23 protein-coding genes are annotated in these 24040 nt (G+C 52.5%); 3 read left to right on the top strand and 20 right to left on the bottom strand.

From position 1 onward, the window contains the following. Nucleotide 1 precedes the first annotated feature (1 nt). Entirely contained in the window at nucleotides 2-1627 is a 1626-nt protein-coding gene (locus EJE49_RS11880; protein ID WP_124951103.1) for an ArnT family glycosyltransferase, read from the top strand. On the opposite strand, the gene EJE49_RS11875 is transcribed toward EJE49_RS11880, so the two are convergent. The 20 genes from EJE49_RS11875 to EJE49_RS11780 all read right to left on the bottom strand — a co-directional run bounded on the left by EJE49_RS11875 (nucleotide 1610) and on the right by EJE49_RS11780 (nucleotide 22006). Next, nucleotides 1610-2227, bottom strand: a complete 618-nt coding sequence (locus EJE49_RS11875; protein ID WP_124951875.1) for a DUF2238 domain-containing protein — start codon at nucleotides 2225-2227, stop codon at nucleotides 1610-1612. The two genes, EJE49_RS11880 and EJE49_RS11875, sit on opposite strands and share 18 nt — an antisense overlap. 33 nt (nucleotides 2228-2260) lie before the next feature. Next, nucleotides 2261-3337, bottom strand: coding sequence for a 23S rRNA (cytidine(2498)-2'-O)-methyltransferase RlmM (rlmM, locus tag EJE49_RS11870; protein ID WP_223246942.1), 1077 nt, complete (start codon nucleotides 3335-3337; stop codon nucleotides 2261-2263). A 39-nt stretch (nucleotides 3338-3376) separates the two neighbouring features. Further along, on the bottom strand, nucleotides 3377-4945 hold the full coding sequence (locus tag EJE49_RS11865; RefSeq protein ID WP_124951101.1) for an endonuclease MutS2: 1569 nt from the start codon (nucleotides 4943-4945) through the stop codon (nucleotides 3377-3379). Between the two features lie 226 nt (nucleotides 4946-5171). Beyond that, nucleotides 5172-5921: a flagellar motor protein MotD gene (gene motD / locus EJE49_RS11860; protein WP_124951099.1), complete on the bottom strand. Its 750-nt coding sequence runs from the start codon at nucleotides 5919-5921 to the stop codon at nucleotides 5172-5174. Between the two features lie 17 nt (nucleotides 5922-5938). Continuing rightward, nucleotides 5939-6679, bottom strand: a complete 741-nt coding sequence (locus EJE49_RS11855; RefSeq protein WP_124951097.1) for a flagellar motor protein — start codon at nucleotides 6677-6679, stop codon at nucleotides 5939-5941. Next, the gene (locus tag EJE49_RS11850; protein WP_124951095.1) at nucleotides 6661-7392 is read right to left on the bottom strand and encodes an RNA polymerase sigma factor FliA; all 732 of its coding nucleotides are present in this window, start codon (nucleotides 7390-7392) and stop codon (nucleotides 6661-6663) included. Before EJE49_RS11850 ends, EJE49_RS11855 begins: the two co-directional genes overlap by 19 nt. A 3-nt stretch (nucleotides 7393-7395) precedes the next feature. Continuing rightward, nucleotides 7396-8184: a MinD/ParA family ATP-binding protein gene (locus EJE49_RS11845; RefSeq protein WP_124951093.1), complete on the bottom strand. Its 789-nt coding sequence runs from the start codon at nucleotides 8182-8184 to the stop codon at nucleotides 7396-7398. Then, on the bottom strand, nucleotides 8177-9481 hold the full coding sequence (flhF, locus tag EJE49_RS11840; RefSeq protein WP_124951091.1) for a flagellar biosynthesis GTPase FlhF: 1305 nt from the start codon (nucleotides 9479-9481) through the stop codon (nucleotides 8177-8179). The genes EJE49_RS11845 and flhF overlap by 8 nt, the downstream gene beginning before the upstream one ends. Then, nucleotides 9478-11559: a flagellar biosynthesis protein FlhA gene (gene flhA / locus EJE49_RS11835; protein WP_124951089.1), complete on the bottom strand. Its 2082-nt coding sequence runs from the start codon at nucleotides 11557-11559 to the stop codon at nucleotides 9478-9480. The genes flhF and flhA overlap by 4 nt, the downstream gene beginning before the upstream one ends. After that, nucleotides 11559-12728, bottom strand: coding sequence for a flagellar biosynthesis protein FlhB (gene flhB, locus EJE49_RS11830; RefSeq protein WP_124951087.1), 1170 nt, complete (start codon nucleotides 12726-12728; stop codon nucleotides 11559-11561). Before flhB ends, flhA begins: the two co-directional genes overlap by 1 nt. Before the next feature lie 159 nt (nucleotides 12729-12887). After that, the gene (gene hpxZ, locus EJE49_RS11825; protein ID WP_124951085.1) at nucleotides 12888-13307 is read right to left on the bottom strand and encodes an oxalurate catabolism protein HpxZ; all 420 of its coding nucleotides are present in this window, start codon (nucleotides 13305-13307) and stop codon (nucleotides 12888-12890) included. Next, nucleotides 13304-14701: an AtzE family amidohydrolase gene (locus tag EJE49_RS11820; protein WP_124951083.1), complete on the bottom strand. Its 1398-nt coding sequence runs from the start codon at nucleotides 14699-14701 to the stop codon at nucleotides 13304-13306. Before EJE49_RS11820 ends, hpxZ begins: the two co-directional genes overlap by 4 nt. Beyond that, nucleotides 14698-14883, bottom strand: coding sequence for a DUF4089 domain-containing protein (locus EJE49_RS11815; protein WP_189941884.1), 186 nt, complete (start codon nucleotides 14881-14883; stop codon nucleotides 14698-14700). Before EJE49_RS11815 ends, EJE49_RS11820 begins: the two co-directional genes overlap by 4 nt. After that, nucleotides 14873-15580, bottom strand: coding sequence for a cysteine hydrolase family protein (locus tag EJE49_RS11810; protein WP_223246941.1), 708 nt, complete (start codon nucleotides 15578-15580; stop codon nucleotides 14873-14875). The genes EJE49_RS11815 and EJE49_RS11810 overlap by 11 nt, the downstream gene beginning before the upstream one ends. Then, a complete protein-coding gene (locus EJE49_RS11805) occupies nucleotides 15577-17145 on the bottom strand; it encodes an ABC transporter ATP-binding protein (protein WP_223246940.1) in 1569 nt (522 codons plus the stop codon). Before EJE49_RS11805 ends, EJE49_RS11810 begins: the two co-directional genes overlap by 4 nt. Continuing rightward, nucleotides 17142-17828, bottom strand: coding sequence for a biuret amidohydrolase (gene biuH / locus EJE49_RS11800; protein WP_124951079.1), 687 nt, complete (start codon nucleotides 17826-17828; stop codon nucleotides 17142-17144). Before biuH ends, EJE49_RS11805 begins: the two co-directional genes overlap by 4 nt. A gap of 51 nt (nucleotides 17829-17879) precedes the next feature. Continuing rightward, a complete protein-coding gene (locus tag EJE49_RS11795; protein ID WP_124951077.1) occupies nucleotides 17880-18812 on the bottom strand; it encodes an ABC transporter permease in 933 nt (310 codons plus the stop codon). Nucleotides 18813-18826: 14 nt separating this feature from the next. Further along, nucleotides 18827-19915 (bottom strand): ABC transporter permease, encoded by a 1089-nt coding sequence (locus EJE49_RS11790; protein WP_124951075.1) that lies wholly within the window; start codon nucleotides 19913-19915, stop codon nucleotides 18827-18829. 65 nt (nucleotides 19916-19980) lie between these two features. After that, on the bottom strand, nucleotides 19981-21105 hold the full coding sequence (locus EJE49_RS11785; RefSeq protein WP_124951073.1) for a BMP family ABC transporter substrate-binding protein: 1125 nt from the start codon (nucleotides 21103-21105) through the stop codon (nucleotides 19981-19983). Nucleotides 21106-21136: 31 nt separating this feature from the next. Beyond that, on the bottom strand, nucleotides 21137-22006 hold the full coding sequence (locus EJE49_RS11780) for a hypothetical protein (RefSeq protein WP_223246939.1): 870 nt from the start codon (nucleotides 22004-22006) through the stop codon (nucleotides 21137-21139). Between the two features lie 305 nt (nucleotides 22007-22311). Here EJE49_RS11780 and EJE49_RS11775 point away from each other — a divergent pair, with 305 nt between their 5' ends. Further along, on the top strand, nucleotides 22312-23037 hold the full coding sequence (locus EJE49_RS11775; RefSeq protein ID WP_124951071.1) for a GntR family transcriptional regulator: 726 nt from the start codon (nucleotides 22312-22314) through the stop codon (nucleotides 23035-23037). Between the two features lie 322 nt (nucleotides 23038-23359). After that, nucleotides 23360-23998: a hypothetical protein gene (locus tag EJE49_RS11770; protein ID WP_124951069.1), complete on the top strand. Its 639-nt coding sequence runs from the start codon at nucleotides 23360-23362 to the stop codon at nucleotides 23996-23998. Nucleotides 23999-24040 lie beyond the last annotated feature (42 nt).

The raw sequence follows: 24040 nt of genomic DNA, 5'->3' as shown, positions 1-24040 counted from the left end.
TATGCGCGCTCAAATTTCGCTGTGGTTTGTGGTCACACTGGCACTGGCTTATCTATTGCCAGGTCTGATCGGCCACGAGCCTTGGAAACAGGATGAAACTTACATCTTCGGCATGGTTTATCACATACTGCAGAGTGGCGACTGGGTGGTACCGCAAGTTGCCGGTGAACCCTTCCTGGAAAAACCGCCTTTGTACTACTGGGTGGCGGCCATTCTGGCGCAAGCGACTCAACACTGGTTACCGTTACACGACGGCGCTCGCCTCGCCAGTGGATTATTTAGTGCATTAACCCTGATTTTCACTGGCCTCACTGCCAGGTTATGGTGGGGCAACGGTAACGGCCGTTACGCGATCATCGCACTGATTGCCAGCTTCGGTTTGCTGTTCGAGAGCCACATCATGATTACCGATGTGCCGATGCTGACAGGCTTCGCCATCGCCAGTTACGGCTTCGCCCTGAGTCTGCAACGTCCGCTATGGGCCGGTATATGGCTAGGTATCGGCGCGGGTATCGGTTTTCTTTCCAAGGGCTTGCTGGTGCCGGGCGCGCTGGGGGTAACTGCGCTACTACTGCCTGCCATGTTCGCCATCTGGCGCCGCCGTGAGTTCGCCCAGACACTGGCAATTGCAACTATCGTCGCGCTACCCTGGCTACTGATCTGGCCAATTGCACTTTACCTGCGCTCGCCGGAACTGTTTCATGTCTGGTTCTGGCTGAATAACGTCGGTCGATTTTTGGGATTTTCGGTACCGCAACTGGGAGCAGATAATTCAACCTGGTTCTGGCCAAAAACACTGCCCTGGTTTGCCTTCCCGGTGTTACCCCTTGCCATTATCAGTCTGTGGCAGCAACGCCACCGATTGCGCCACAGCGCACCATTGCAGTATGGGCTGATTGCATTCGCTGTATACCTGCTGGTGATGCAGGCCTCAGCCTCCGCACGTACTGCATATGGTCTGCCGATGCTGATCAGCCTTACCTTGTTGGCCATCCCGGCAATCACTGCGTTGCCTGAACGGCTGAATCGTTATACAGACTACTTTGCCAGACTGTTATTTACGCCATTAGCCGTCATTAGCTGGTATGTCTGGGGAATGATGGTGTTCGTCGGTAAGCCGCCCGACTGGCATATACTCGCACGTGGTTTGCCGATGGATTTTGTCATGCCACTCCAGGCACTGCCAATCACGCTGGCAGTGCTGGCCACACTCGGCTATCTCGCAGCATGGTTCTGGCTGCCTAAGCTCACCAGTCGCGCTGTTGTCAGTCTGTCCATGGGCACCACCCTGTTCTGGATATTGTTTGCCACACTCTGGCTACCGTGGGTCGATAATGCCAAAAGTTATCGTGGCGTTTATATGTCCATGCAACCACATCTGCCCACACAATACCGCTGTATCGCCAGCCAGGGTTTGGGGGAGTCTACCCGCCCTATGCTCGAATATTATCTGGGCATACTTACCCAGCGTCGCGAATTACACCCGGATGCTGACTGTGACGTACTGCTGATTGATGGCTGGGCCAAACAGCCACCCCTTGATCTTGCTGCAAGCTGGCAGTTGGTGTGGGATGGTGCGCGTCCGGGTGATGATGAAGAAAGATTCTGGTTATACGTGCAGCGTTGAAGTAAGGCGCTGTAACTGCTGATCATGGATACGCGGCAACAAGGTCAGCGCCAGAATGCTACCGATCAGCGCCATCAACATATCTTTTTGTGTATCCCAGACATCTCCTTGTGTCGCTAGAAATGCCACAGCATCGCTACCACTTAAGTCTGCAACCATCCATTCGACAAGCTCATAACTGGCACTGATCGCCAGACACACGCACACCACCAGGAAAAACAGCATTTTCCCTCGCGCTAAAGCAGTAGTACGCAACAGGATTTCACGCGTAATGATTGCCGGGACAAAACCCTGAGCCAGATGTCCCAGACGGTCATAATAATTACGCGACAATTCGAACGTATCGCGTAGCCAGTTGAACAATGGCACTTCTGCATAAGTGTAATGACCACCCACCATTAAAATGGTGGCATGAATGGCAATCAGCGTATAAGTGAGCGGTGTTAATGGGAAACGTTCGCGCGTGAACAGTAATACCGGCACGGCAATAAATACCGGCATTACTTCCAGCATCCAGGTGAAATAATCGTGCGGGTGTATGCCAGACCATACACCAATCAGCAACACCAGACCTAACAAGCTAATACGATAATTGAGCATATTCAAGATAGCATGCCAGGTAATGGGTTAAATTTACCGAGTTGCCTTATTCCGCATCAGGCATACCGTAACTTCTTCACGATCATGATACAACTGTTTGATTTCTATAGTATAGCCAATGTCTTCACGTTCAAGACGAGCTTCAATGATCGCCTCGCAACGCCTTACTTCTTCAAGACGTTTCTTCATCGGCAATTTGAGGTTAAATATTGCATGGCGGGCGTGGCCTCGCGCAATCCATTCTGCGACTAACTGAGCAATACGCGAGGGGCTTTCCACCATGTCGCATATCAGCCAGTTCACTGGATGATGCGGGCGATAGCTGAAACCGTCACTGCGCACATGTTCAATCATTTCCGTGGCCATCGCTGTCGCGGCCATCGGGCCATTATCGACTGCAGTCACCCGAATGCCACGCTGTGCCAGCACCCATGACCAACCGCCCGGTGCTGCCCCCAGATCCACTGCGCGCATGCCGGCTTTAAGTTCATTAGCGCGATCCTCTGGCAGCATCACCATCAACGCTTCGGCCAACTTACCTGCAGAACGACTCGGCGCATCTTTACCTACACGCACCCGTGGAATACCCATGAACCACGGTGATGAAACTTCCGGTTCGATTACACCAACAAATGCAGCATCATCGGCAATGAAGCAGACATGCAAACGAGGCGAATGGCTCTCAGGAACAAGCTGATGTTTTTTCTGCAACGCGGCGGTGAGCGGTTTGGTGAAACGGCGGCAAAATCCGAGTCGGGTTTTGGATGCATCCGTGTCCGGTGTTTCTACCCATACTTCACTATAACGCTGTCCGAATTCAGCAATCAGATCGCGCACTGCTGATAATCTGTCGCCTTCGGGTAGATTTTCCAAGAGCGGCGCAACCCGTATCCACTGCCGCGCGAAAATCTGTTTGTAAAACAGCAAATGCGAAGTAATCAATTCGATTTCTTCAGCAGTCTGTCCCTGAAACAGCACCCAGGCTGCACCTTCAGTCGCTTTTACATAACCATTTACACCTAGTTCTGCCGCATTTGCCATAATCTCGGCCGCGCACTCTTTCTCGAAGCCTGCGCGACAATATAATAACAATGCATTCATCTGACTCATTACGGCATACCTATTTGCTAAAAGCCGACAGTATAACGGCTATTCAGCCTTACCCGCTTGTATCTTCTGCAAATATACCCGTGCATGGTTAACCAGAGAGCTAGGCAAACCATTCTTTTCGGCGATTATCAGCCCGAGCGATTTACCTGGCTGACCGAATTCTAGTTGATAGGTAGGTGACAGCGTGGCGTAATCAAAGCGCATGGATGCGTTACTCAGATACGGATGCTGATCGGCGAAACCCTTCAACGGAGTCAGATGCGTGGTCACGATGCCATGCACTTTACGAATCGCCAGCTCATCCAGAACAGCCATCGCCAGCGAAGCCCCTTCTTCCGGATCTGTACCTGTACCCAGTTCATCCATTAATACCAGTGTGCGCTCATCGGCTTCTGCCAATAATCTTTTCAGCACTTCAACATGCCCGGCAAAAGTAGACAAATGGTTATGCAGGCTTTGTTTATCGCCCACATCCACAATCACCCGATTGAAGTTACCGATAATGCAATTGCCTTCAGCAGGTACATGCAAACCACAGTGCGCCATAGTCACCAGCAGCCCTACGGTTTTCAGCACAACAGTCTTGCCGCCGGTATTCGGCCCGGTAATGACCATCATCGACTGCTTGCCGCCGAGATCAATATCCAGCGCAACTAGGCGTGAAATACTTTTTTCCTGAAATTGCAGTAACAGTTGAGGATGATAGGCCTGCTGCAACACAACACGCGGCTCATCAATTAATTGCGGCGGCACTGCATTGAGTGCTGCGGAAAATTGGCCGGCTGCCAGTGCCAGATCGATCCAGGTAATGGCATCGACCAGTTGATTCAGATCCAGCAGATGTTCGCGTACCGTATCGGTCACTGCGCGCAGCACAATCTGATTTTGACCTTCGATCTGGCCATTCAATGCTTCCAGACGATTGTTATGGGCGACAGCTTCAATGGGCTCTATCAAAATGTCACGCCCACCACCACTGGAACCGCGCCGCACGCCTTTAAGTTTATCCGCATGAATCGCGCGAACCGCGAGCACAGCGCGCATACCATGCCACTGCACGCGACTATGCTCATCAAAGAAACCCGCGTATTCAGGCGACAGCATCAAGGCTTTCAGTTGCGCTTCCAATGCTGTTTGCACTTGATGAAACTGCTTGTGCAGGCCATCCAGTTCGGGAGTTGCATCCTCACGCAAGCGTCCCGCGGCATTAATCGTTTTATCCAGCGCTTCGGTCAAACTGGCCGGCGCCTTTAACATATTAATCCGGGAATATAAATCAGGGTAATTGCCGACCAGATCACGCAACGTCAAACCGATCTGCATGATCATGCGCAGATTATGCAGTGCGCTGGCAGGCAGTGCAGCACCGGCCTGGTTAGCCTGGCGCAGCGCAGCACGAATATCAGGCACATTCTGCAGACGGGGCATCACAAAAGCATCCACCACTTGCCGCGCGGCAGTGACGGCTGCCTGCATTTGTCTGACTATCGATAAATCCGGTGCAGGTTCAAGATTTCTGGCTGCATCAGCACCATAAGGCGAAAAAGTCAGCCGTTCCAAAATCCGCCGTATGCCATCAAACTCCAGTGCCTTCAGATCGCTTTGCATAAACCGCCTGCTCAAAAATTTTAAATCGTAACAAACCTGCCCAGCGATTACAAATGAAACGTCTGGCGGCAAGCGTCATTGAAGTTCTTATCAACATCGGGATGAAACATGGAAGATTGCAATGACTGACGAAAAAACAGACTAGTGAATTGATTATAAGAGAGTATTTCACGATGCAGCGAGCGCAGCAATCGTGCAAAGGTCTCTATAAAAACAATCAACTCAGTTACTTGGTGGTCATGGATATTTCCCGGGAAGCTTCCGGCAACGAAGATAGAATCACCACTTCTACCCGGCGGTTTCTGGCTCTACCTTCAACCGTATCATTGGGCATGATCGGTTTATTCGAGCCGTAGCCGACCACCATCAGCCGATTTTCTGCGACGCCACTTGCAACGAATTCACGCGCCACGCTACCGGCACGCACTGCTGACAACTCCCAATTGGAGGGAAACAAGGGATTGCTAATTGGCACATCGTCGGTATAGCCATCAATTTCCAGATCGTTGCGTTGATTTTTCAATACGGCAGCAATAGCTTGCAATGCTTTCCTGGATTCTTCCGTCAACTTTGCGTCACCGGGTGCAAACAAAAGGCTGGCGTTGATTTCCACATTCACACCGCGAGCAGTCTGGGTAACCCGAACCTTGCCTTCCTTAACCAGCGACCCCAGTGCCTGTAAAATATTATTGGCAATATCTGTCATCTGGCTGCTTTCCTGATGCACTACCTCACTCACATGCGCTTTACTTAGCGGGGTGCCGGATTTGGATTTCCTGGCATCTTTGTTCTGTTCGCCGGCAAAGCCGAACGCGCTACCCAGCGCATCGGAGAGGACTTTGTATTTACCCTCATTGACAGCGGAGATCGCGTACATCACCACAAAAAATGCAAACAGCAAGGTCATGAAGTCGGCATAAGACACCAGCCAACGGTCCGGATTATCATGCTCTTCTTCTAATTGCCTGCGCGCCATGATTTGGAATGCCCGTGTTATCTCAGGAACGAAGCCAGTCGCTCTTCGATAATTCTGGGGTTTTCGCCGGTTGCTATCGACAATAACGCCTCAGTCACCATTTCACGCTGATGGATCGCCTGATTGACAATAGAACGCAAACGGTTGGAAACCGGCAGAAAGATCAGGTTGGCAAAACCTACGCCATAGATAGTGGCAACAAAGGCAACCGCGATGCCGCCCCCTAGTTTGGTTGGGTCCGACAAATTCTCCATCACATGAATCAAGCCCAGCACCGCACCCAGTATGCCGATAGTAGGCGAATACCCACCCGCCGCTTCCCAGATTTTAATCGCCTGACGCTGTTCCGCTTCAAACGCATAAATGTCCGCTTCCAGAATTTCCCTGAGTTTGACCGGATCAATGCCGTCGATAATCAGTCGCAACCCCTTCGCGACAAACATATCGCGACTATTACGCATGTACGGTTCGAGGCTTAACAAGCCTTCACGCCGAGCGATATGACTCCAGGTATTAATTTCTCTGGCAAGGGCTTGCCTGTTATCCGCAGGTGGCTGAAAGACCAGCCGTATCATTTTGACGCCGCGAATAAAAACAGGAAGCCGTGTTTGTATCAACACGGCACCCACAGTACCCACAAACACGATGGCGAAGGCTGCTGGCTGCAATAACGAGCCAATATGCCCGCCATCCAGCAAATGTGCTACCAATACGCCGGCTAATGCCAGCGCTACACCAATCAGGCTGCCCCAGTCCACAACTGTCCTCTCAGGCTTGCCCGTATACGTGCAACGGCTTGGCTATGTAATTGACATACGCGGGATTCAGAAACGCCCATCACCGCACCAATTTCTTTGAGGTTGAGTTCCTGTTCGTAATACAGCCCCATCAGTATTTTCTCGCGCTCGGGCAAGCTATCGATTGCATCAATCAGCGCATCCCTGAAATCATCTTGCAGCAAACCCAGTAACGGGTCACTGGAATTATCCGAACAAAACCGGTCAAGGAAATTGTCACTGTCTTCATCATTATGATAATCCTCATAATAAATCAACTGGTGACCGCTACCTTCAGTCAGCATATCCTGATAGTCGGCCAGCGTCATTTTCAGGTTTTTAGCCACTTCCATTTCAGTAGGCATACGCCCGAGCTTTTGCTGCAAGGTCGTCATCGCAACTTCAATCTTGCGCATATTCTGACGCAGGCTGCGTGGTAGCCAGTCGGTACTCCGCAGTTCATCCAGCATCGCCCCGCGAATGCGCTGTACAGCATAAGTCTCAAACTGTGCGCCATGGGATTCTTCATAACGGTTAACCGCGTCAAGCAAGCCCATCATGCCCGCTTGTATCAAATCATCCACTTCCACGCTAGGCGGCAACTTCGCTTTAAGCTGATAAGCCAGGCGTTTTACCAGCGGTGCGTGTTCCGTGAGCAGATGATTTTTATCAGTTTTTCCGTTAACGGTGTACATATATCAAGATAAGCCTAATTGTCCCGCAATTCGTCTGAAGGCCACGGAGGCTAGAGCCATCGGAAACGCATCAATAACTGAACGCCCCAATCGACTAGCACGGCTCACATGATCATCAGCAGGAATTGATCCCATAAAGTGTAACGGCACTGCCAGATAACGACTCGCCGTTTTTGCAAGGTTAGCATAAACCAGCTGCGCTTGGGCTTCATCTGCATTAGTCACTAGCACTCCAAACGAACGCCGTCCCAGGTTGGCATTCAAGCGTTTGATCAAACAATACCCAGCTTTGATGGATTCTGCACTGCTGGTTATGTGCACCACAATCTCTCCATCCGCCATGGCAGCAACCGGCAGGCGATCTTCAGTATCCAGCTCTGCATCGACTACCACAGTGCCGTATTGCTGAGCTAACACATTAAAAATATTTGATAGCCTATTGTTATCAAGCGCATTATCGTGAATTGATTTCACATTCCCACCCACCATGGATGTGAAGCTGAATCCCTGCTGCATGGATTGAACCACTTCATTCAATGCACATTGTTGCTGCGCAACTTCAAGCAACCCATGCTTACGGGCATGACCAAGATGCATGCCGACGCCATTACTGCGGCGCGCATTTACCAATATCGCATCCGTACCTAAATGTGCTAATGAAGCAGTCAAGTTGGTCAACATGGCATTTTTCTCTGCTGTACCCAGCACAGACAATAATGTCACAATGCGTGGCTTGGGGCCAGCCAGCATACGGCGCAGCCCTTCTGCCTGATCAATACTGAAATTAGCCAAGATTCACCTCACGCAAAGTTTTATCCTGATTCGCACGTCCCGCATTAGCGACAACCAGAGATAATTCGTCATCATTAAAATGGAATGGTGTGGTTTCACGTTTTAATTTAAATGCACGCTCAATCAGCGCTTCACGACCCACCACATGCAGATCTTCAGGCACACGCTGGCCATTGGCGGCGTAATATAAATTCAGCTTCTGGCGAATGATGACATCGATCACGTTGCCCATGGTTGCTGCTTCGTCAGCCTTGGTAATTATGCACCCCGCCAGCCCGGAACCCTGATAAGCCCGTACCACTTCGCTCAAGGTTTCTCCGGTAGAAGTCGCGTTCAGGCAGAGCAGACGTTTGACGGGTGTACCCGCACCAGACAGCATCGCAACCTGCTCCGCCACCATCTGATCACGCTGGTTCATCCCCACCGTGTCTATCAGTACGGTATGTTTGCCCTTGAGTTCATCCAGCGCAATGCGCAAATCGCTTTCGTCTTTCACCGAATGCACCATCACGCCCAGGATTTTCCCGTATATACGCAGCTGTTCATGTCCGCCGATACGATAGCCATCCGTGGTGATCAAGGCCAGTTTATTCGCACCATGACGCATGACGCAACGCGCTGCCAGCTTTGCTGTGGTGGTGGTTTTGCCGACACCGGTAGGTCCAACCAGAGCAAATACCCCGCCCTTTTCCAGCACTTCATTTTCATTGCTCATCACCATCAGGTTGCGGGCCAGTACCGACTTTACCCACATCATGCCCTCTTCCGCAGATTTCACATCCGGCAAATTTTCGGTCAGGTGGCGTGACAGACTGGCACTGAATCCGGTGCTCAATAACTCACGCATGATATCAGCGCGGAATGGCTCACGAGTCTGCATCGCGCTCCAGGCAATTTCGCTTAGCTGAGCTTCCAGCATGCCGCGCATGGATCGAATTTCTTCCATAACCTTATCCAGTTCCTGATTGGCAACGGGTTTGCCAGCTTTGACAACAGCAGCAGGTGCACGCGCTGAATTCAATGCCTCAGCCAGGTTATCAGCCTGATTGCGGCGTGGCGCTGGTTTCTCTTTTTCTTGCGCCGGCGGATCAAATGACATGAACGTTGGCTTGGGCTCCGCTTCTTTCTCAACAGAAGGAGAAACCAGCGAAGCGATGTCATCACCAGCCAGTGCCATGATCTCAACGCCGCCGGGTACGCTGCGGTTGGATAAAATCACCGCATCAGCCCCAAGAATGTCACGCACCTGACGTAATGCATCACGGGAATTACTGCCTATAAATTTTTGAACGTTCATGCTTGGCCTCCAACTAGACTGGTAACTCTAATCGTTTTAGAGTCTGGAATTTCTGAATGCGACAATACTTTTAATTGTGGAATCGCACGGTGTAAGAAACGTGACAACAAGGCACGTAAGGAATTGGGTACTAATAACACTGGGGGCAAACCCATTTTTTCCTGTTGACGGGTAGCCATATCTGCCTGAGTCGCTAACGTGTCAGCCAGGCCTGGCTCTATCCCTGCGCCTTCAGGGCCGCTGGCTTGTATAGCCTGCATCAACAAGCGCTCCAGACGGTTATCCAGCGCCATCACGGATAATTCCTGCACACCCGGATAGATTTGCTGAACGATGGCACGGCCCAGCGCAATACGCACCATAGCGGTCAGTTCGTTCGGATCCTGAATGCGTGCAGCATGCTCAGCCAGCGTCTCGATAATGGTACGCATATCGCGAATGTGAACACCTTCGCTGAGTAAATTTTGTAGCACTTTTTGCAAAGTGGATAAAGACATCAGCTTCGGTACCAGATCTTCAATCAGTTTCGGTGACTCGGTAGCCAGATGATCAAGCAATTGCTGCACTTCCTGACGACCGAGCAATTCATCGGCATGCTGAGTGATCAGATGATTAAGATGGGTTGCAATCACGGTACCGGCATCCACCACGGTATAACCCATCGCTTGTGCCTGATCGCGCAAATTGCCATCAATCCAGATTGCAGGTAAACCAAATGCAGGATCCGTCGTAGTTACGCCTGGCAATGTACCGCTGACCACACCCGGATTAATGGCAAGAAATTGGCCGTTATGCGATTCGCCACTACCCACTTCCACATCTTTTAAAGTGATGCGATAACCCGAAGGCTTCAGTTCCAGATTGTCGCGAATATGCACCGAGGGAGGTAAAAAGCCGATTTCCTGTGCAAACTTTTTGCGCAGGCCTTTGATGCGCCGCAGCAGTTCGCCACCTTGGGTTTTATCCACCAGCGGAATCAGACGATAGCCAACTTCCAGTCCCAATGCATCCACCGGAATAATATCTTTCCAGGTAGCCTCTTCCATCTCCATTGGCGCAGCTTGCATCTCTTCTTCAGGTGCTTTCGCAGCCAGCTTGGCTTTTTGCGTCAACGTAAACGCACCGCCAGCCAAAACTGCTGCCAGCATAATGAACGCCAAATGTGGCATACCCGGAATCACCCCCATGCCGCCAATAATGCCGGCAGCGATAAACAACACGACTGGTTTGGCGAAGAGCTGACCCAACAACTGGCCACCGATATCCTGGTCACTGGAAACCCGTGACACCACGATACCGGCTGCGGTAGAAATGATCAGCGATGGGATTTGTGCAACCAGACCATCACCAATGGCAAGCAGAGTGTAATTCTTGATCGCAGTATCAAAACTTAAATCATGTTGCACCATGCCGACGATCAGGCCGCCGATGATGTTGATAATGGTCACCATGATGCCGGCAACCGCATCGCCACGCACATATTTACTCGCACCATCCATCGCGCCGTAAAACTCAGCTTCCTGCGCAACTTCCGTCCGGCGTTGCCGCGCTTCCTGTTCACCAATGAGTCCGGCATTCAAATCGGCATCAATCGCCATTTGCTTGCCTGGCATCGCATCCAGAGTGAAGCGTGCGCCAACCTCGGCAATACGACCGGCACCCTTGGTCACGACCATGAAATTGATGATGGTCAGAATAATAAAGACCACGATACCGACCGTGTAGTTACCACCGATCAGAAAGTGGCCGAATGCCTCAATCACCTTACCGGCAGCATCAGGGCCAGTGTGGCCTTCCGTCAGCACCACGCGAGTAGAAGCCACGTTGAGCGACAGACGCAACATCGTGCTCACCAGCAGTACCGTTGGGAATACGATGAAATCAAGCGGTTTAACAGTATACAGACTGGTAAGCAGAACGATAATCGACAGTGCAATATTGAAGCTGAAGAAGATATCCAGAATGAAAGGAGGCAAAGGCAACACCATCATCGCCAGCATGGTAATGATGATAATTGGTGCAATCAGCACCGCACCGCCAGGTGCAGTCACCCAGGCCGGGAGTTTAAAGTCATTCATCAGATTTCTCCATCAGCAAGTAGCGCAGGTACCGGAGCGTTCAACGGATCAAGCTCTGGCGGTACTGCAATATCACTTGGGACCACCGGCGCAACACCGCCACCCTTGCGGTATGCGCGTAATTGGAATACATAAGCCAGAATTTCAGCCACTGCGGTATAGAGTGCTTCAGGAATTTCCGTACCCAGCTCAGCATGACGGTACAGCGCACGCGCTAAAGGCGGCGCTTCCAGAGTAGGGATATTATGTTCGGCGGCTAATTCACGAATTTTTGCAGCAACTTCGTCAGCGCCTTTTGCAACGACTATCGGTGCCCGCATCGCACCGTCAGCATATTTAAGGGCTACCGCGTAGTGGGTAGGGTTGGTAACCACCACGTCAGCAGTCGGCACTTCAGCCATCATCCGGCGGCGTGACATTTCACGCTGTTGCGCGCGAATCTTGGCCTTGATCTGCGGATCGCCATCGGCCTCCCTTGCCTCCTGCTTCACTTCTTCCCGCGTCATTTTCAGCTTATCAGCGTAGTGCCACATCTGGTATGGCGCATCAATCAATACAATCAGTCCCAATCCGGCCGTCATGGAAATAAAAGCAAACCAGATCATGCTGCTCATATGGGCAGTACTCTGATGGATAGACTCAACGCTCAAGCTCATTACAGCATCCTGCTCATGGGCGATTACCATCCACGCAATCACACCCACTAAGGTCGCCTTGGCAACAGCTTTAATCAATTCCACCAGTGCACGCGAAGACACCATGTTGGTCATGCCCTTGATCGGATTCATGCGACCGAAATTAGGCACCAGCGCCTTGGTACTGAACAACCAGCCGCCGATTAAAGCCGGCGACAGCAGTGCAACCAGAATCAGCACCCCGGCCAATGGCGCAAACGCCAGCATCAAGTCAACGATATTGCGGGCTAACTGCGAATAAAGCATGGAAAAATCATAAGCTTGGGCACGCGTAAAGCTCATACCGGAAATCAGCGTGGTTTCCAGCTGACGTACCAGCTGATCGCCCGACAACCAGATTCCGCCACCCGCAGCCAACAGACCGGTGAAAGTAGCTAACTCGCGCGAACGCGGCACATCGCCCTCTTCCCGCGCTTTTTCAAGTCGCTGGGGTGAGGCCTGTTCCGTTTTCTCAAGATCGCTATCTTCAGCCATCGCTCATTGCTCCTGAACACCCGTCTTACAGCAAGACGGATTACACAGTTTCAATTATTGACGAGAAAGCCAGACAGGCATCTAGGGAATAAAGCAGTAAAACCCCTGCTTTTCCGAATACAAGGGGTATTACACAGGGATATTTTCAGCACAACACGGTCATTTACTGATCCCGCTCGCTGAAAACGCCGAATCATGTTCATTCAGACTGATATGTGCAGAAACCACACGCCATCCTTCAGGAAATCTGACCCAGGTCTGGCTTTGTCTGCCTGACATTCCATCCTCCCTGACGAACTCGGTAGTCGTGGTGGCACAGTCTGCACCAAAAGTCGTGATCTGTGCATGACGCAACACGCGCTGTAGTGTACCGGTATTGCGCGCTTGCCGAAAAGCACGAATAGCCTCGATGCCATACAGATTCTCTGTGGTGCCATAACGCACGGTGAGCTGATTTTGCCAAAACAGCTTATCCAGAGTTGCCAGATCGTTTTGCATCAGTGCTGCTTCATAGCTTGCAAACAGCGTAGCGAGTTCCGCCACCACATTATCCAGATTAATTTGCTCAAGTTGAATCATGATGCGTATCCAATGTTACGACTATAAGCCAAACCCTGTTCCTGTAGCGCCCAGGCGGCGCGCAGACAGATATCCTCGCGCCATGGGGCGGCGATTAACTGCACACCAATAGGCAGCCCGCCTTCAGGCCACAGCGGCGCCACCACGACCGGCATGCCGACAAAAGAAATCGGTTGCGTCAGTAACCCCAGATTGGGCCGGGTCGGCAACTGCCGTGCACCGATGTCAATATTTTGTTGCCCGAGCAAAGGTGCAGTAACCGGTGTGGCTGGCGCAATCAGCAAATCGTAGTGTTCAAATAGCGCTAACACACGTTCAAGATATAAGCGGCGGTAACGTTGTGCATGCTGATACCAGCTTGCGGGTACCAGCGTGCCGGCAGTCAGCCGGTCCACCGAGAGCGGTTCGAATTCCTGCGGCCGCTCGCGCAGATTATTCAGATGCAGCGCCCCGCCCTCGGATGCAGTAATGACAAAGGCGGCCGCTCTGGCTTTATCCGTTCCCACCAGTTCAACTTCATCACGCGCCCCCAGTGCGGCAGCAGCTGTAGTCGCTGCCCAGCGTGCTTCCAGCCCTGCATTATCGTCAAAATATCCGCTCAAGCGCGCTACACGCAAACCCTCTATGCCGTTTCGGAGCGTATTCTGCACCTTGGCTACAGGCCGCTGCGCGCAAGCAGAATCACCAGGATCATGTCCCTGCATCGCATCGTAGGCCAGCGACAAGTCTTCTGCATTACCGGCCAGCGGACCCAAATGATCAAAACTAGCGACAAAGGGAAACGTCCCCGTACGCGGCAATCGCCCATAGGTAGGCTTGAGGCCGAATACGCCGCACAATGATGAGGGTACCCGAATCGAACCGTTGGTATCACTGCCCAGACCGATCGGCACCAATCCAGCAGCAACAGCGGCACCGGTACCGCCTGAGGAGCCTCCCGCACTGCGTAGCGGATCATGCGGATTACGGGTAACTCCGTAGTGAGTGTTTTCCGTGGTAAAACCGTATGCCAGCGCATCCATATTCAGCGTCCCCAGCAACAATCCACCTGCGGCATGCATGCGCTCGACCAGCACGGCATCACGAGCAGCTACCGGGTTGCGACTCAGGACCCGAGCCCCCGCCAGCGTGGTTACGCCTGCAACATCAAACAAATTTTTCACTGCATAAGGTACGGCTGCCAGCATAGGAAGAGCCTCTCCGTGTTGGCGCTTCCTGTCCAGCACATCTGCTTCTGCCAATGCACGGTTACTGGTAATTTCGACAAAGGCATGCAGCAGCGGATTATGTGCAGCAATGCGTTCAAGTGCAGCAGCAGCCAATTCCTGTGCCGACACCTGACCTGATGAAAATGCCTGTACGCAGGCATGAGCGGTTACCGGATAACTATTCATAATCGATATATGGGAGCTGACTCCAGCTCAACGGGTAATGGCTCGTCAAGAAAATGACTGGCCATGGAGTTCAATAAAACAAATTGCTGGGTAATGGATGTCAAACGTGCTTTCTTCACTTCCATTCCCTGTAATAACAGCGTGATCCGCACATACTCTTCCAGTGAAATTTCAGTTTTCATGAGCATATCCCGGTATGGCCAATAACAAGGCTGACAAAGGCGCAGTCCAGCCCACAATCCCGCCCTGCGCGCGAATCATGTTAATGGTAGCCTGCTTGAATTCAGGAAAATAACTGTCAGTGGCATCCTCTATCAGCAGGCATTCAAAACCACGATCATTGGCTTCGCGCATCGTAGTCTGCACGCATACCTCGGTGGTGACGCCGCCGAACAGCAGGTGGGTAATATTGGCCTTGCTGAGAACATCGCCTAGATCGGTCGCGTGAAAAGCGCCCTTGCCGGGTTTGACGATGACGACCTCACTGGGCAATGGCGCAAGCTCATCGACAAAATCGCTGCCCTCCTCACCCTCTATCAAAATGCGCCCCATCGGACTGGGATCGCCGATGCGCACAATGGGATTGCCACGTTTGCGTTTGGACAATGGACAATCGGACAAATCACCGGCATGGGCTTCCTTGGTGTGTACGACCAGCATGCCGCGCGCCCGGCCCCAGTCCAGCAATTGACGGGCAACGGGCACGGTAGTAGCAAGCCGGCTGACATCGTTGCCAAGGCTGGCACCGAAGCCGCCGGGCAGGATGAAATCGCGCTGCATGTCGATCATGATGATTGCAGTTTGCCCAGTCGGAAACACGAACCCATAAGGCTCGGCAGCCACTTCATAAAAATCCGGATAAGGGATGGATGACATCATGACATAACCTCGGTTTCCTCATGTCCACCGGCCATGTAGTGACCGAGTTCGCGTACGTTTGCCGTTTCGGCAGAAGTTTCAAATACGATGCGGCCGTCGCTCATCACCGCGATACGGTCAGCCAATTCAAGTAACTCATCCAGATCTTCGCTGACCAGCAATACCGCCGCACCTGCATTGCGCGCTGCCAGCAACCGCGCATGAGTTTCAGCAACGGCATTGAAATCCAGCCCGAATACCGGGTTAGCAACGATCAGCAGCTCCACCGGGTGCGACAGCTCCCTGGCCAGTACGGCGCGCTGCACATTGCCGCCCGATAACGTCTGAATGCGGGCATCGATGCCCGGCGTTTTGACACGGAAAGTTTCGACATATGCGTTGGCCTGCTTGCGCATTGCGCGCTGGCTAATCCAGCCCCAACGCGCCAGCGGCGGCCTGTCGTAATTTCGCAGCGACATGTTGTGGGCGACCGACAGGCCAGCGACACAGGCATTGCGCAGCGGCTCTTCCGGCAGGCTGTATACCTTATTCCGGCTCTGTTCGTTACGTCTGCCACTATACGGCGAACCATTGACCTGCACCGTACCGTCCGTTTTGTCACGCTGGCCGGTCAGCACTTCCACCAGTGCTTTCTGGCCATTGCCGGACACCCCGGCAATACCGAGAATCTCACCGGACCGCACGTTCAAGTCGACGCCCCTGAGCACTGGCAAACCGTTGTCTCCCTGGGCGTGCAGCTTGTCGATAACCAATCGCGGCGGCAGATCTGCTACAGCCGAACGCTGCGGGCGCGGGGCAACATCCTGTGCTACCGGGCTGCCTACCATCATTTCCGCCATGTGCTCGATGGTCAGCTCCGGCAGCACGCCACTGCCTGCAAAACGTCCGCGCCGCAGCACGGTAACTGCATCGGCATAAGCCGTTACTTCACGAAATTTGTGAGTGATGATCAGCACGGTCAGCAACTTCTGCCGCGCCAGATCGCCGACCAGCCCCAGCACTTCGTCAGCCTCATCCGGCGTCAATACCGAAGTAGGTTCGTCCAGTATCAGCAGACGGCGCTGCAAATAGAGCTGCTTGATGATCTCGACTTTCTGTTTCTCGCCAGCGGCCAGCGAACCGGCAGGTTTGTCGAGCGCAATTTTGAAAGGCAGCGTAGCCATGAAGTCGGACAGCCTGGCCCGCTCCTCATGCCAGTTGATAAACGCCGATAGCGCACCCCGCGCCACTACCAGATTTTCCGCCACGGTCATGCTCGGCACCAGCGTAAAATGCTGATAAACCATGCCTATACCGAGTTGCGACGCATCCTTGGGATTGGCGATCTGCACCTCGCGATCATCGACCAGCACGGTACCCTTATCTGCCGTGTAGAACCCCACCAGACATTTCACCAGCGTCGATTTGCCGGCCCCGTTTTCACCCAGCAGCGCATGAAAACCACCGGCGGGAATATGCAGATTGACGTCATCAAGCGCGGCGACATCGCCGAAGCGCTTGCTCATGCCCATGATTTCCAGTTCGAGCGCACCGGTGGCTGGCTCTACCATTTCAACGGGTTTCATTCCGGCAATCCTTCCACAATTGCGGCGCTGGTTGCTACCGCACCGAACACGCCGCCCTGCATCTTCACCATGCTGAGCGCAGCCAGATGATTGGCGTAATCAGTGGCGGCACAACCGTCTTCGACCAGCAGGCATTCGAAACCGCGATCGTTGGCTTCACGCATCGTGGTGTGCACGCAAACGTCGGTGGTAATTCCGGTCAGGATAATGTTACGAATACCACGGGTATGCAGGATTAATTCCAGATCGGTAGCATAGAATGAACCTTTGCCTGGTTTGTCAATGATGACTTCATCGGCCATCGGGCTCAGTTCCGGAATAATCTCCCAGCCCGCCTCACCACGCACCAGCACCCGACCGCACGGTCCGCTGTCGCCGATACCGGAGCCGATGCGGCGCGAACGCCACAGCTTGTTCTCCGGCAGGTCGGACAGGTCAATACGATGTCCTTCACGGGTATGAATGATCATGTAACCCTGAGTACGCATCGTATCCAGCAATTGAGAGATGGCCGGGATCGGTGCACGCGTCAGCGTAATGTCATAGCCCATCCTGTCCACATAACCGCCGTGCCCGCAGAAATCCGTCTGCATATCAATCACCATCAGCGCTGTATTTGACGGGCAGAGCTTGCCATCGAACGGCCACTCGTAGGGATCGGCCTGAATGTAATTGGCGCTCATATCAGCAGCCCCCCAATTGAATTGTATGGTTCGCGCTCAACCTATTTACTCCTAATTCCGCACCAGGCTCAGCTCGCCGGGCGCCCCGGCCAGCGTACGACTGGGCGAGCCCGTTGCAATTAAAATACCCAAAGTCAGTACGTAAGGTGCGGCATTGAACAGATAGTAACCACTGGTAATCCCCATCGCCTGCAAGGCCGGCCCAAGCGCACCGGCACCACCGAACAGCAGGGAAGCCCACAGGCAGCGCAGCGGCTCCCAGCGCGCAAAAATGACCAGCGCCACGGCAATAATCCCCTGCCCGGACGACAGACCTTCATTCCAGCTGCCCGGATAATAAAGCGACAGGAAAGCACCGCCGACACCCGCAAGAAAACCACCGATCACGGTCGCCAGTATGCGTGTAGGCAGCACGCGTAAGCCAAGTGCCAGCGCCGCGTCCGCGCTATCGCCCACGATGCGCAGTTGCATGCCCCAGCGCGTGTAACGGAATGCGAAGTGCAGCAATACCGCAAGCGCGATACCAATCAGAAACAACGGATTGATTTGCAGCGCCGACTGGATCTGCGGCGAACTGCTCCAGAACCCGAACGGGATAGCACTCAGCATCGGCGCCTGCGGCTGCACCAGCGGCTTGCCGAGGAAAAATGCCAGCCCGGTACCGAATAGCATGATACTGATACCGATAGCGATATCGTTGACCCGGCGCAAGCTGCACAACAGACCGTGCAACAGTCCCAGCACCGCGCCCACCAGACCTGCGGCCAGCACGCCCGTCCACGCCGAACCGGTGGCCAGCGAAGTGCCGTAACCGGCCATCGCCCCCATGATCAGCACGCCTTCCAGCCCGAGGTTGATGCGACCGGATTTCTCCGTAATACACTCGCCCAGGCTCACCAGCAAATAAGGGGTACTGACGCGTATAGCCCCGGCAAATATTGCCAGCGGTACGCCCCACCATCCCAATCCATCAGTAGCAATCATAAGTGCATGCCCGTTCAGGTTTTAGAAGAAATCGTCGCACTCACTGGCGACAGCGATTTGAATTTGATTAAACCCAACCGCCCATTCAAGGTCTCACTGGCAATAATCACCACGAAAATGATGCCCTGCAGCACCAGCACGCTGGCATCCGGCATATCAAGGCGGCGCTGCAGCATACCGCCCGCTGCATTGATGCCGCCGATCAACACAGCGACCGGAATCACCGCAAACGGATTTTGCCGGGCGATAAATGCGACCAGTATCCCCGCATAACCGTAGCCCGCCACCACTGAAGCATTGGCTGCTCCCTGCACCGCAGCGACCTCGATTGCCCCGGCCAGACCGGCGGCGGCACCCCCTGCGAACGCTGCGCCGACGATCCAGTAACCCACGCGCAACCCGGCCATTTGCGCTGCGCGCGGATTACCACCGACTGTTTTCAAGGCAAAACCTAGGGTGGTAAATTTCAGTATCACCCAGGTAACAAGTGCGAATATAACGCCGAACAGCAAGCCGTAATGCACATCCATACCCGGCAAATTGCCTATCATGTTGGCGTCGCCTATGGGTGCCGTGGAAGGTTTGTTCAAGCTGGCCGGATCCTTCAGCGGTCCCTCAACGAAAAAATTGAGCAAGGCAATACCGATATACGATAGCAGCAGGCTGCCGATCGTCTCGTTCACGCCGCGATACTGACGCAGCCAGCCGGATAACCCTATCCACAGCCCGCCGCATAACGCCCCGGCGGCCAGCATGCCGGTCTGCACCCAGTGCGGCGGCGCGCCTTGCAATGCGCTGGCAGCAACGGCTGCCGTTAGCGCTCCCAACGCCAGCGCACCCTCGCCGCCAATAATTACCATGCCAGCCTGAGCCGGAATAGCCACCGCCAGACCAGTCAAAATCAGGGGCGCAGCACGCAGCAACGTGTTCTGCCAGGAAAAAGCTGAACCGAAAGCGCCTTTGTAGAGCAAAGCAAAGACTTCCAGTGGCGATTGTCCGACTGCCGCGACGAAGCCGGCAAACAGCAGCATCGCGACCAGCAGAGCCATGACCGGTATACCAACCGCTTCGACCAATGGCAAAAATCGCCGCGTCAGTTCCATAAATACCCCCTTAATCTGGCATGATCAGCGCCGGTCCAAACGGGCCAGCACTGCTACACTGAACATCAAGCCTTGCCGACGACACCCGCAACCAGATAATTCATCTGTTCCAGCACGACATCCTGCTGACCCAGGCTAACCCCTGCCTTGATAACCGTATTGCCGGCATTGTCCTTGATCGGCCCCTTGAAAATAACGAATTCGCCCTTGAGCATCTTGGCTTTGACACCATCCGCCTTGGCTTTGGCCTTGGCGGTAACGGCCTTGCCGTAGGGGCTCATCTTGACGAAACCTTCCTTCAAACCGCCACGCAGGAAGTTGATCATAGGTTTGCCTGTCTCTGCGGTGCCAACCAGCATTTTGTATGGGGTCGTCCAGTCCCACTCGGCACCGGTCAGATAACCATTGGGTGCCAATGCTGCCTGGCTGGCATGATAGCCGCAGGAATACACGCCGCGTTTTTCGGCTGTCTCGACGATCACTTTGGGGCCATCTACGTGACAGGTCAGCACATCGCAACCCTGATCGATCAGTCCATTGGCCGCTTCGGCTTCCTTGACCGGCATCGACCAGTCGCCGGTAAAAATAACGTGGGTAGTAATCGCTGGATCAACTGACTGCGCACCCAGCGTGAACGAATTAATATTGCGCAGCACCTGCGGGATAGGTTTGGCCGCGATAAAGCCCAATTTTTTGCTCTTGGTCGCATGTGCTGCCACAATACCGCTCAGGTATTCGCATTCATCGATATAGCCGAAGAAACTGCCCACATTTTTGGGTTTACCTTCAGACCATAACCCACCACAGTGGGCAAAACGCACATCAGGATACTTTGCTGCCATTTTAAGAACGTGCGGATCAAAGTAACCGAACGAAGTCGCAAAAATCAGCTTGGCGCCGTCCTGCTCTATCATCGACTCCATGACCTTCTGCACGGCTACGGTTTCAGGCACTTTTTCTTCTTCAACAACCTTGATACCCGGCATTTTCTTGATGTTCGCTGCAGCCTGGGCGTGCGACTGGTTGTAGCCAAAATCGCCACGTGGACCGACATATATCACGCCCACGGTAAGTTTATCGGCTGCCAGTGCCGTGCGGCTAGCCAGTGGCCCCAATGCGGTAATTGCTGTAGCAGCGCCGATTGTTTTCAGGAATGTTCGACGCGGGGTAGAAAAATCAAACTTGCTCATAACGGGTACTCCTCTCACTATAAAAATCAGCTCAGAAATGGGCTTCCAGAGCCAGCATGGGTGCACTGGTGTTGCCGTAATTATTTGGATTACCACCAAATTTGTTATTCCAGTATTCGTAGCCGACACCAGCATAGAACGTGCCGGGTTTGCCGGCCAGGTGACCAACGTCGTACATCAGATAGGCGCGTGCCAGGGTTTCGGCCTTGGTATCGAAGCCGAAGCCATCTTTACCTTTCGGCCCGATGTAGTCGAGGAAACCATCAAATTTGGAATTGATGCCAGGCAGGGGTATACCCCAGGCCAGACTGACACCGTAAGTAGCATCGAAATTGACGTTGGTGCCGACGATGCCGTTGTGATTCTGCTCAGTCCGGTATAACAGGCTGACATCGAAGAATCCTGGCACATCGAATTTGAAAGTCGGGCCGATCACGAATTTGCGCACGCGCGGAGCAAATGCATCGTCCTTGGCGTTCAGGTCAAAACCAGCGGTAATTGCCATATTCTTCACCGGACCAAATGCGAAGGAGTTGCCAGTCACCTTATCCAGCAACAATTGGTGCCGATACACAGCATAGACTTCCTGCGCACCGCCCCCTCCATTCGCAGCAGGGTCATTATTGTCGGACATCAGAAAATCGGCTGTGAAGAAATTGATACCGTATTTATAGCCACTAACGTGAGTAAACGAAAAAATGTCCTTGTGTATATCGGTTGTACCGCAGCAAGGTTCACGAAAGTTATTCCCAACCCGGTACCCGACTGATGTATCCGACCAGTCAGACGCCCGTACCAATGTGCTCGCCGCCATACCACCAAGCAATGCAGTGGTTACACACAGTTTTACTACACTCGACACCGTTTTGATTCGGATGTTTTTTCGATGATTAGCAAGCATTTGCATTATCCTTCCCTAAGATGTTTGAAATGGCCTACAACGGATAAGTTTGACTAACCGATCTGTTGTATACAACAATGTATGCAAACTCTATGCCAAGTATTAAAATCAGTTACATTGGGTATTCGACCCTGAATTTACGGGAGTAAGCCAGGCTACGGTCAGTATATGTAGACACTCATGCATGCGTTTTTGTGGTGCATTATTTAAAAATCATGCTTCACAACAGTGCTTAAAAATTATGCATACACGCTTAACTAAAGCAGTAAAATAAAAGCGTAATTCCTGAATCGGAAGAAAAAATAATGGAAAAAAAGACAGCAGCACCATTGGCTAAACACGATAAAAAACCCGCTGCAAAACTGGACATATACAGCGTTCTACGTGAAATGATACTGACTTTCGAACTGTATCCGGGGAGCCGCGTTACTGAAACCGAACTGGCGAATTACTTTGAAGTCAGCCGTACGCCAATCAGAGAAGCGCTACTAAAACTGGAAAATGAAGGTCACCTCACCATACGCTCAAAGCAGGGCTGCTTTATCAGGCAAATCGATGTAGCCGAATTGTCAGAGTATTATCGGGTAAGAACAGCGCTGGAAATCGCAGCCGTTGAAGACGCCTGCAACCATATGCCTACCAATGAAGTAGAAAGACTGCTGGCGTTATGGACGCCAGACAAAAAACCGGAAACAGTGACGGCAAACCAAATGGAAGAATGGGATGAGTCGTTCCACATAGCCATCGCGCTGGGAGGAAAAAATGAAGTGCTGGTGAAATATTTGCAGGACATCAACGACCATATACGTGTTATCCGCCGCGTCGACTTCGACAATACCGATCGTATCAAGCATACCTTCGAAGACCACCATAAAATCCTGCAGGCTATCCTGCAACGCGACGTTACTTCAGCACGTAATCTGATCAAACGCCACATCCAGCGTAGCGAGGAATTCGCCAAGACGTTGACGCTGACCCAGCTGGCGCGAAAGAAAGCAACTGCCAACCGCTTTGGCAGGATCCCTCCCTGACGATTATGGAAGGGCATACGATACACATTCAAGCTCATCCAGTTTAAATAGTCTTGATTTGTCTTGCGCATCTTACTTCACGTCTAAGCGAATTGTGGCACACCAATATTGACAGAGTTAATCCTACAAAGTTATTATCCATCCATAACAAAAGTAGCTTCGATAAACTCACAACCATACCAAATTGGGTTCACATGACTGATTTCTTTTTCGATTTCACTCCGCAATCAGAATTATCCGAACTGACAATCCACCTCAATAGCAAACCGCTTCTACCTGCACGCTTATTAGCCTTTACCCAGACAAATCCGGAGGATGCGGCATGAGTTTATGGGAGGATTTTCTGGATGATGTGTTCGGCCACCCGAACAAACCTGGCAAAGTCATGATCTGCTTTGTAAACCGTTATCTGGAAGGCATGGACGACATCAAGTACAAGATCAAATACGATGGACATGAGAAAAGCGGTGTGACCACGGCACAAAATTATTGCATCGAACTCTCCCCCAGCAGTTTCAACCCCATTCAGACCTTCGTCTGGTCGCGCCAGGCAAAAGCCTGGAAGAAACTGGACGATGTCGTCGCCGAGCCGGGCCACAAAAAACTGGTGCGCAAAATGATGAAAACATTCAAGGTACCCGGCAAAACCGATTCATTGCCTGATACGCTCCCAAACAAACGACCGGACCAGCCTGCCCCTGCACCGATCCCCGGATCATCACCGACCGACCCGCAGGGAATTACACCGGACCAAACCAAAAATGAGAACGATCAGCCGCAGGTCAAACCCAGGCGTCCTGTACCTGGGGAGATTACGGTTGCGCAGTTGAAGAAAATTTTTCCACAGGCGAAAGCAAGCGACTTACAAAATGTCGCTGACGAACTGAATACTGATTTACCAAAATACAAGCTTGACACTGCTATTCGACGGGTAATCCCCCCAGCAAATAATTGCATTTAAAAGTAGAATTTTCTTAATTAGGATTTAAGGATTTTTTACATG

This window comes from Sulfuriferula thiophila (assembly GCF_003864975.1).
Taxonomy (GTDB): domain Bacteria; phylum Pseudomonadota; class Gammaproteobacteria; order Burkholderiales; family Sulfuriferulaceae; genus Sulfuriferula; species Sulfuriferula thiophila.
Note: the sequence above shows the minus strand (reverse complement) of the source record. Positions and strands in the feature narration are given on the sequence as shown.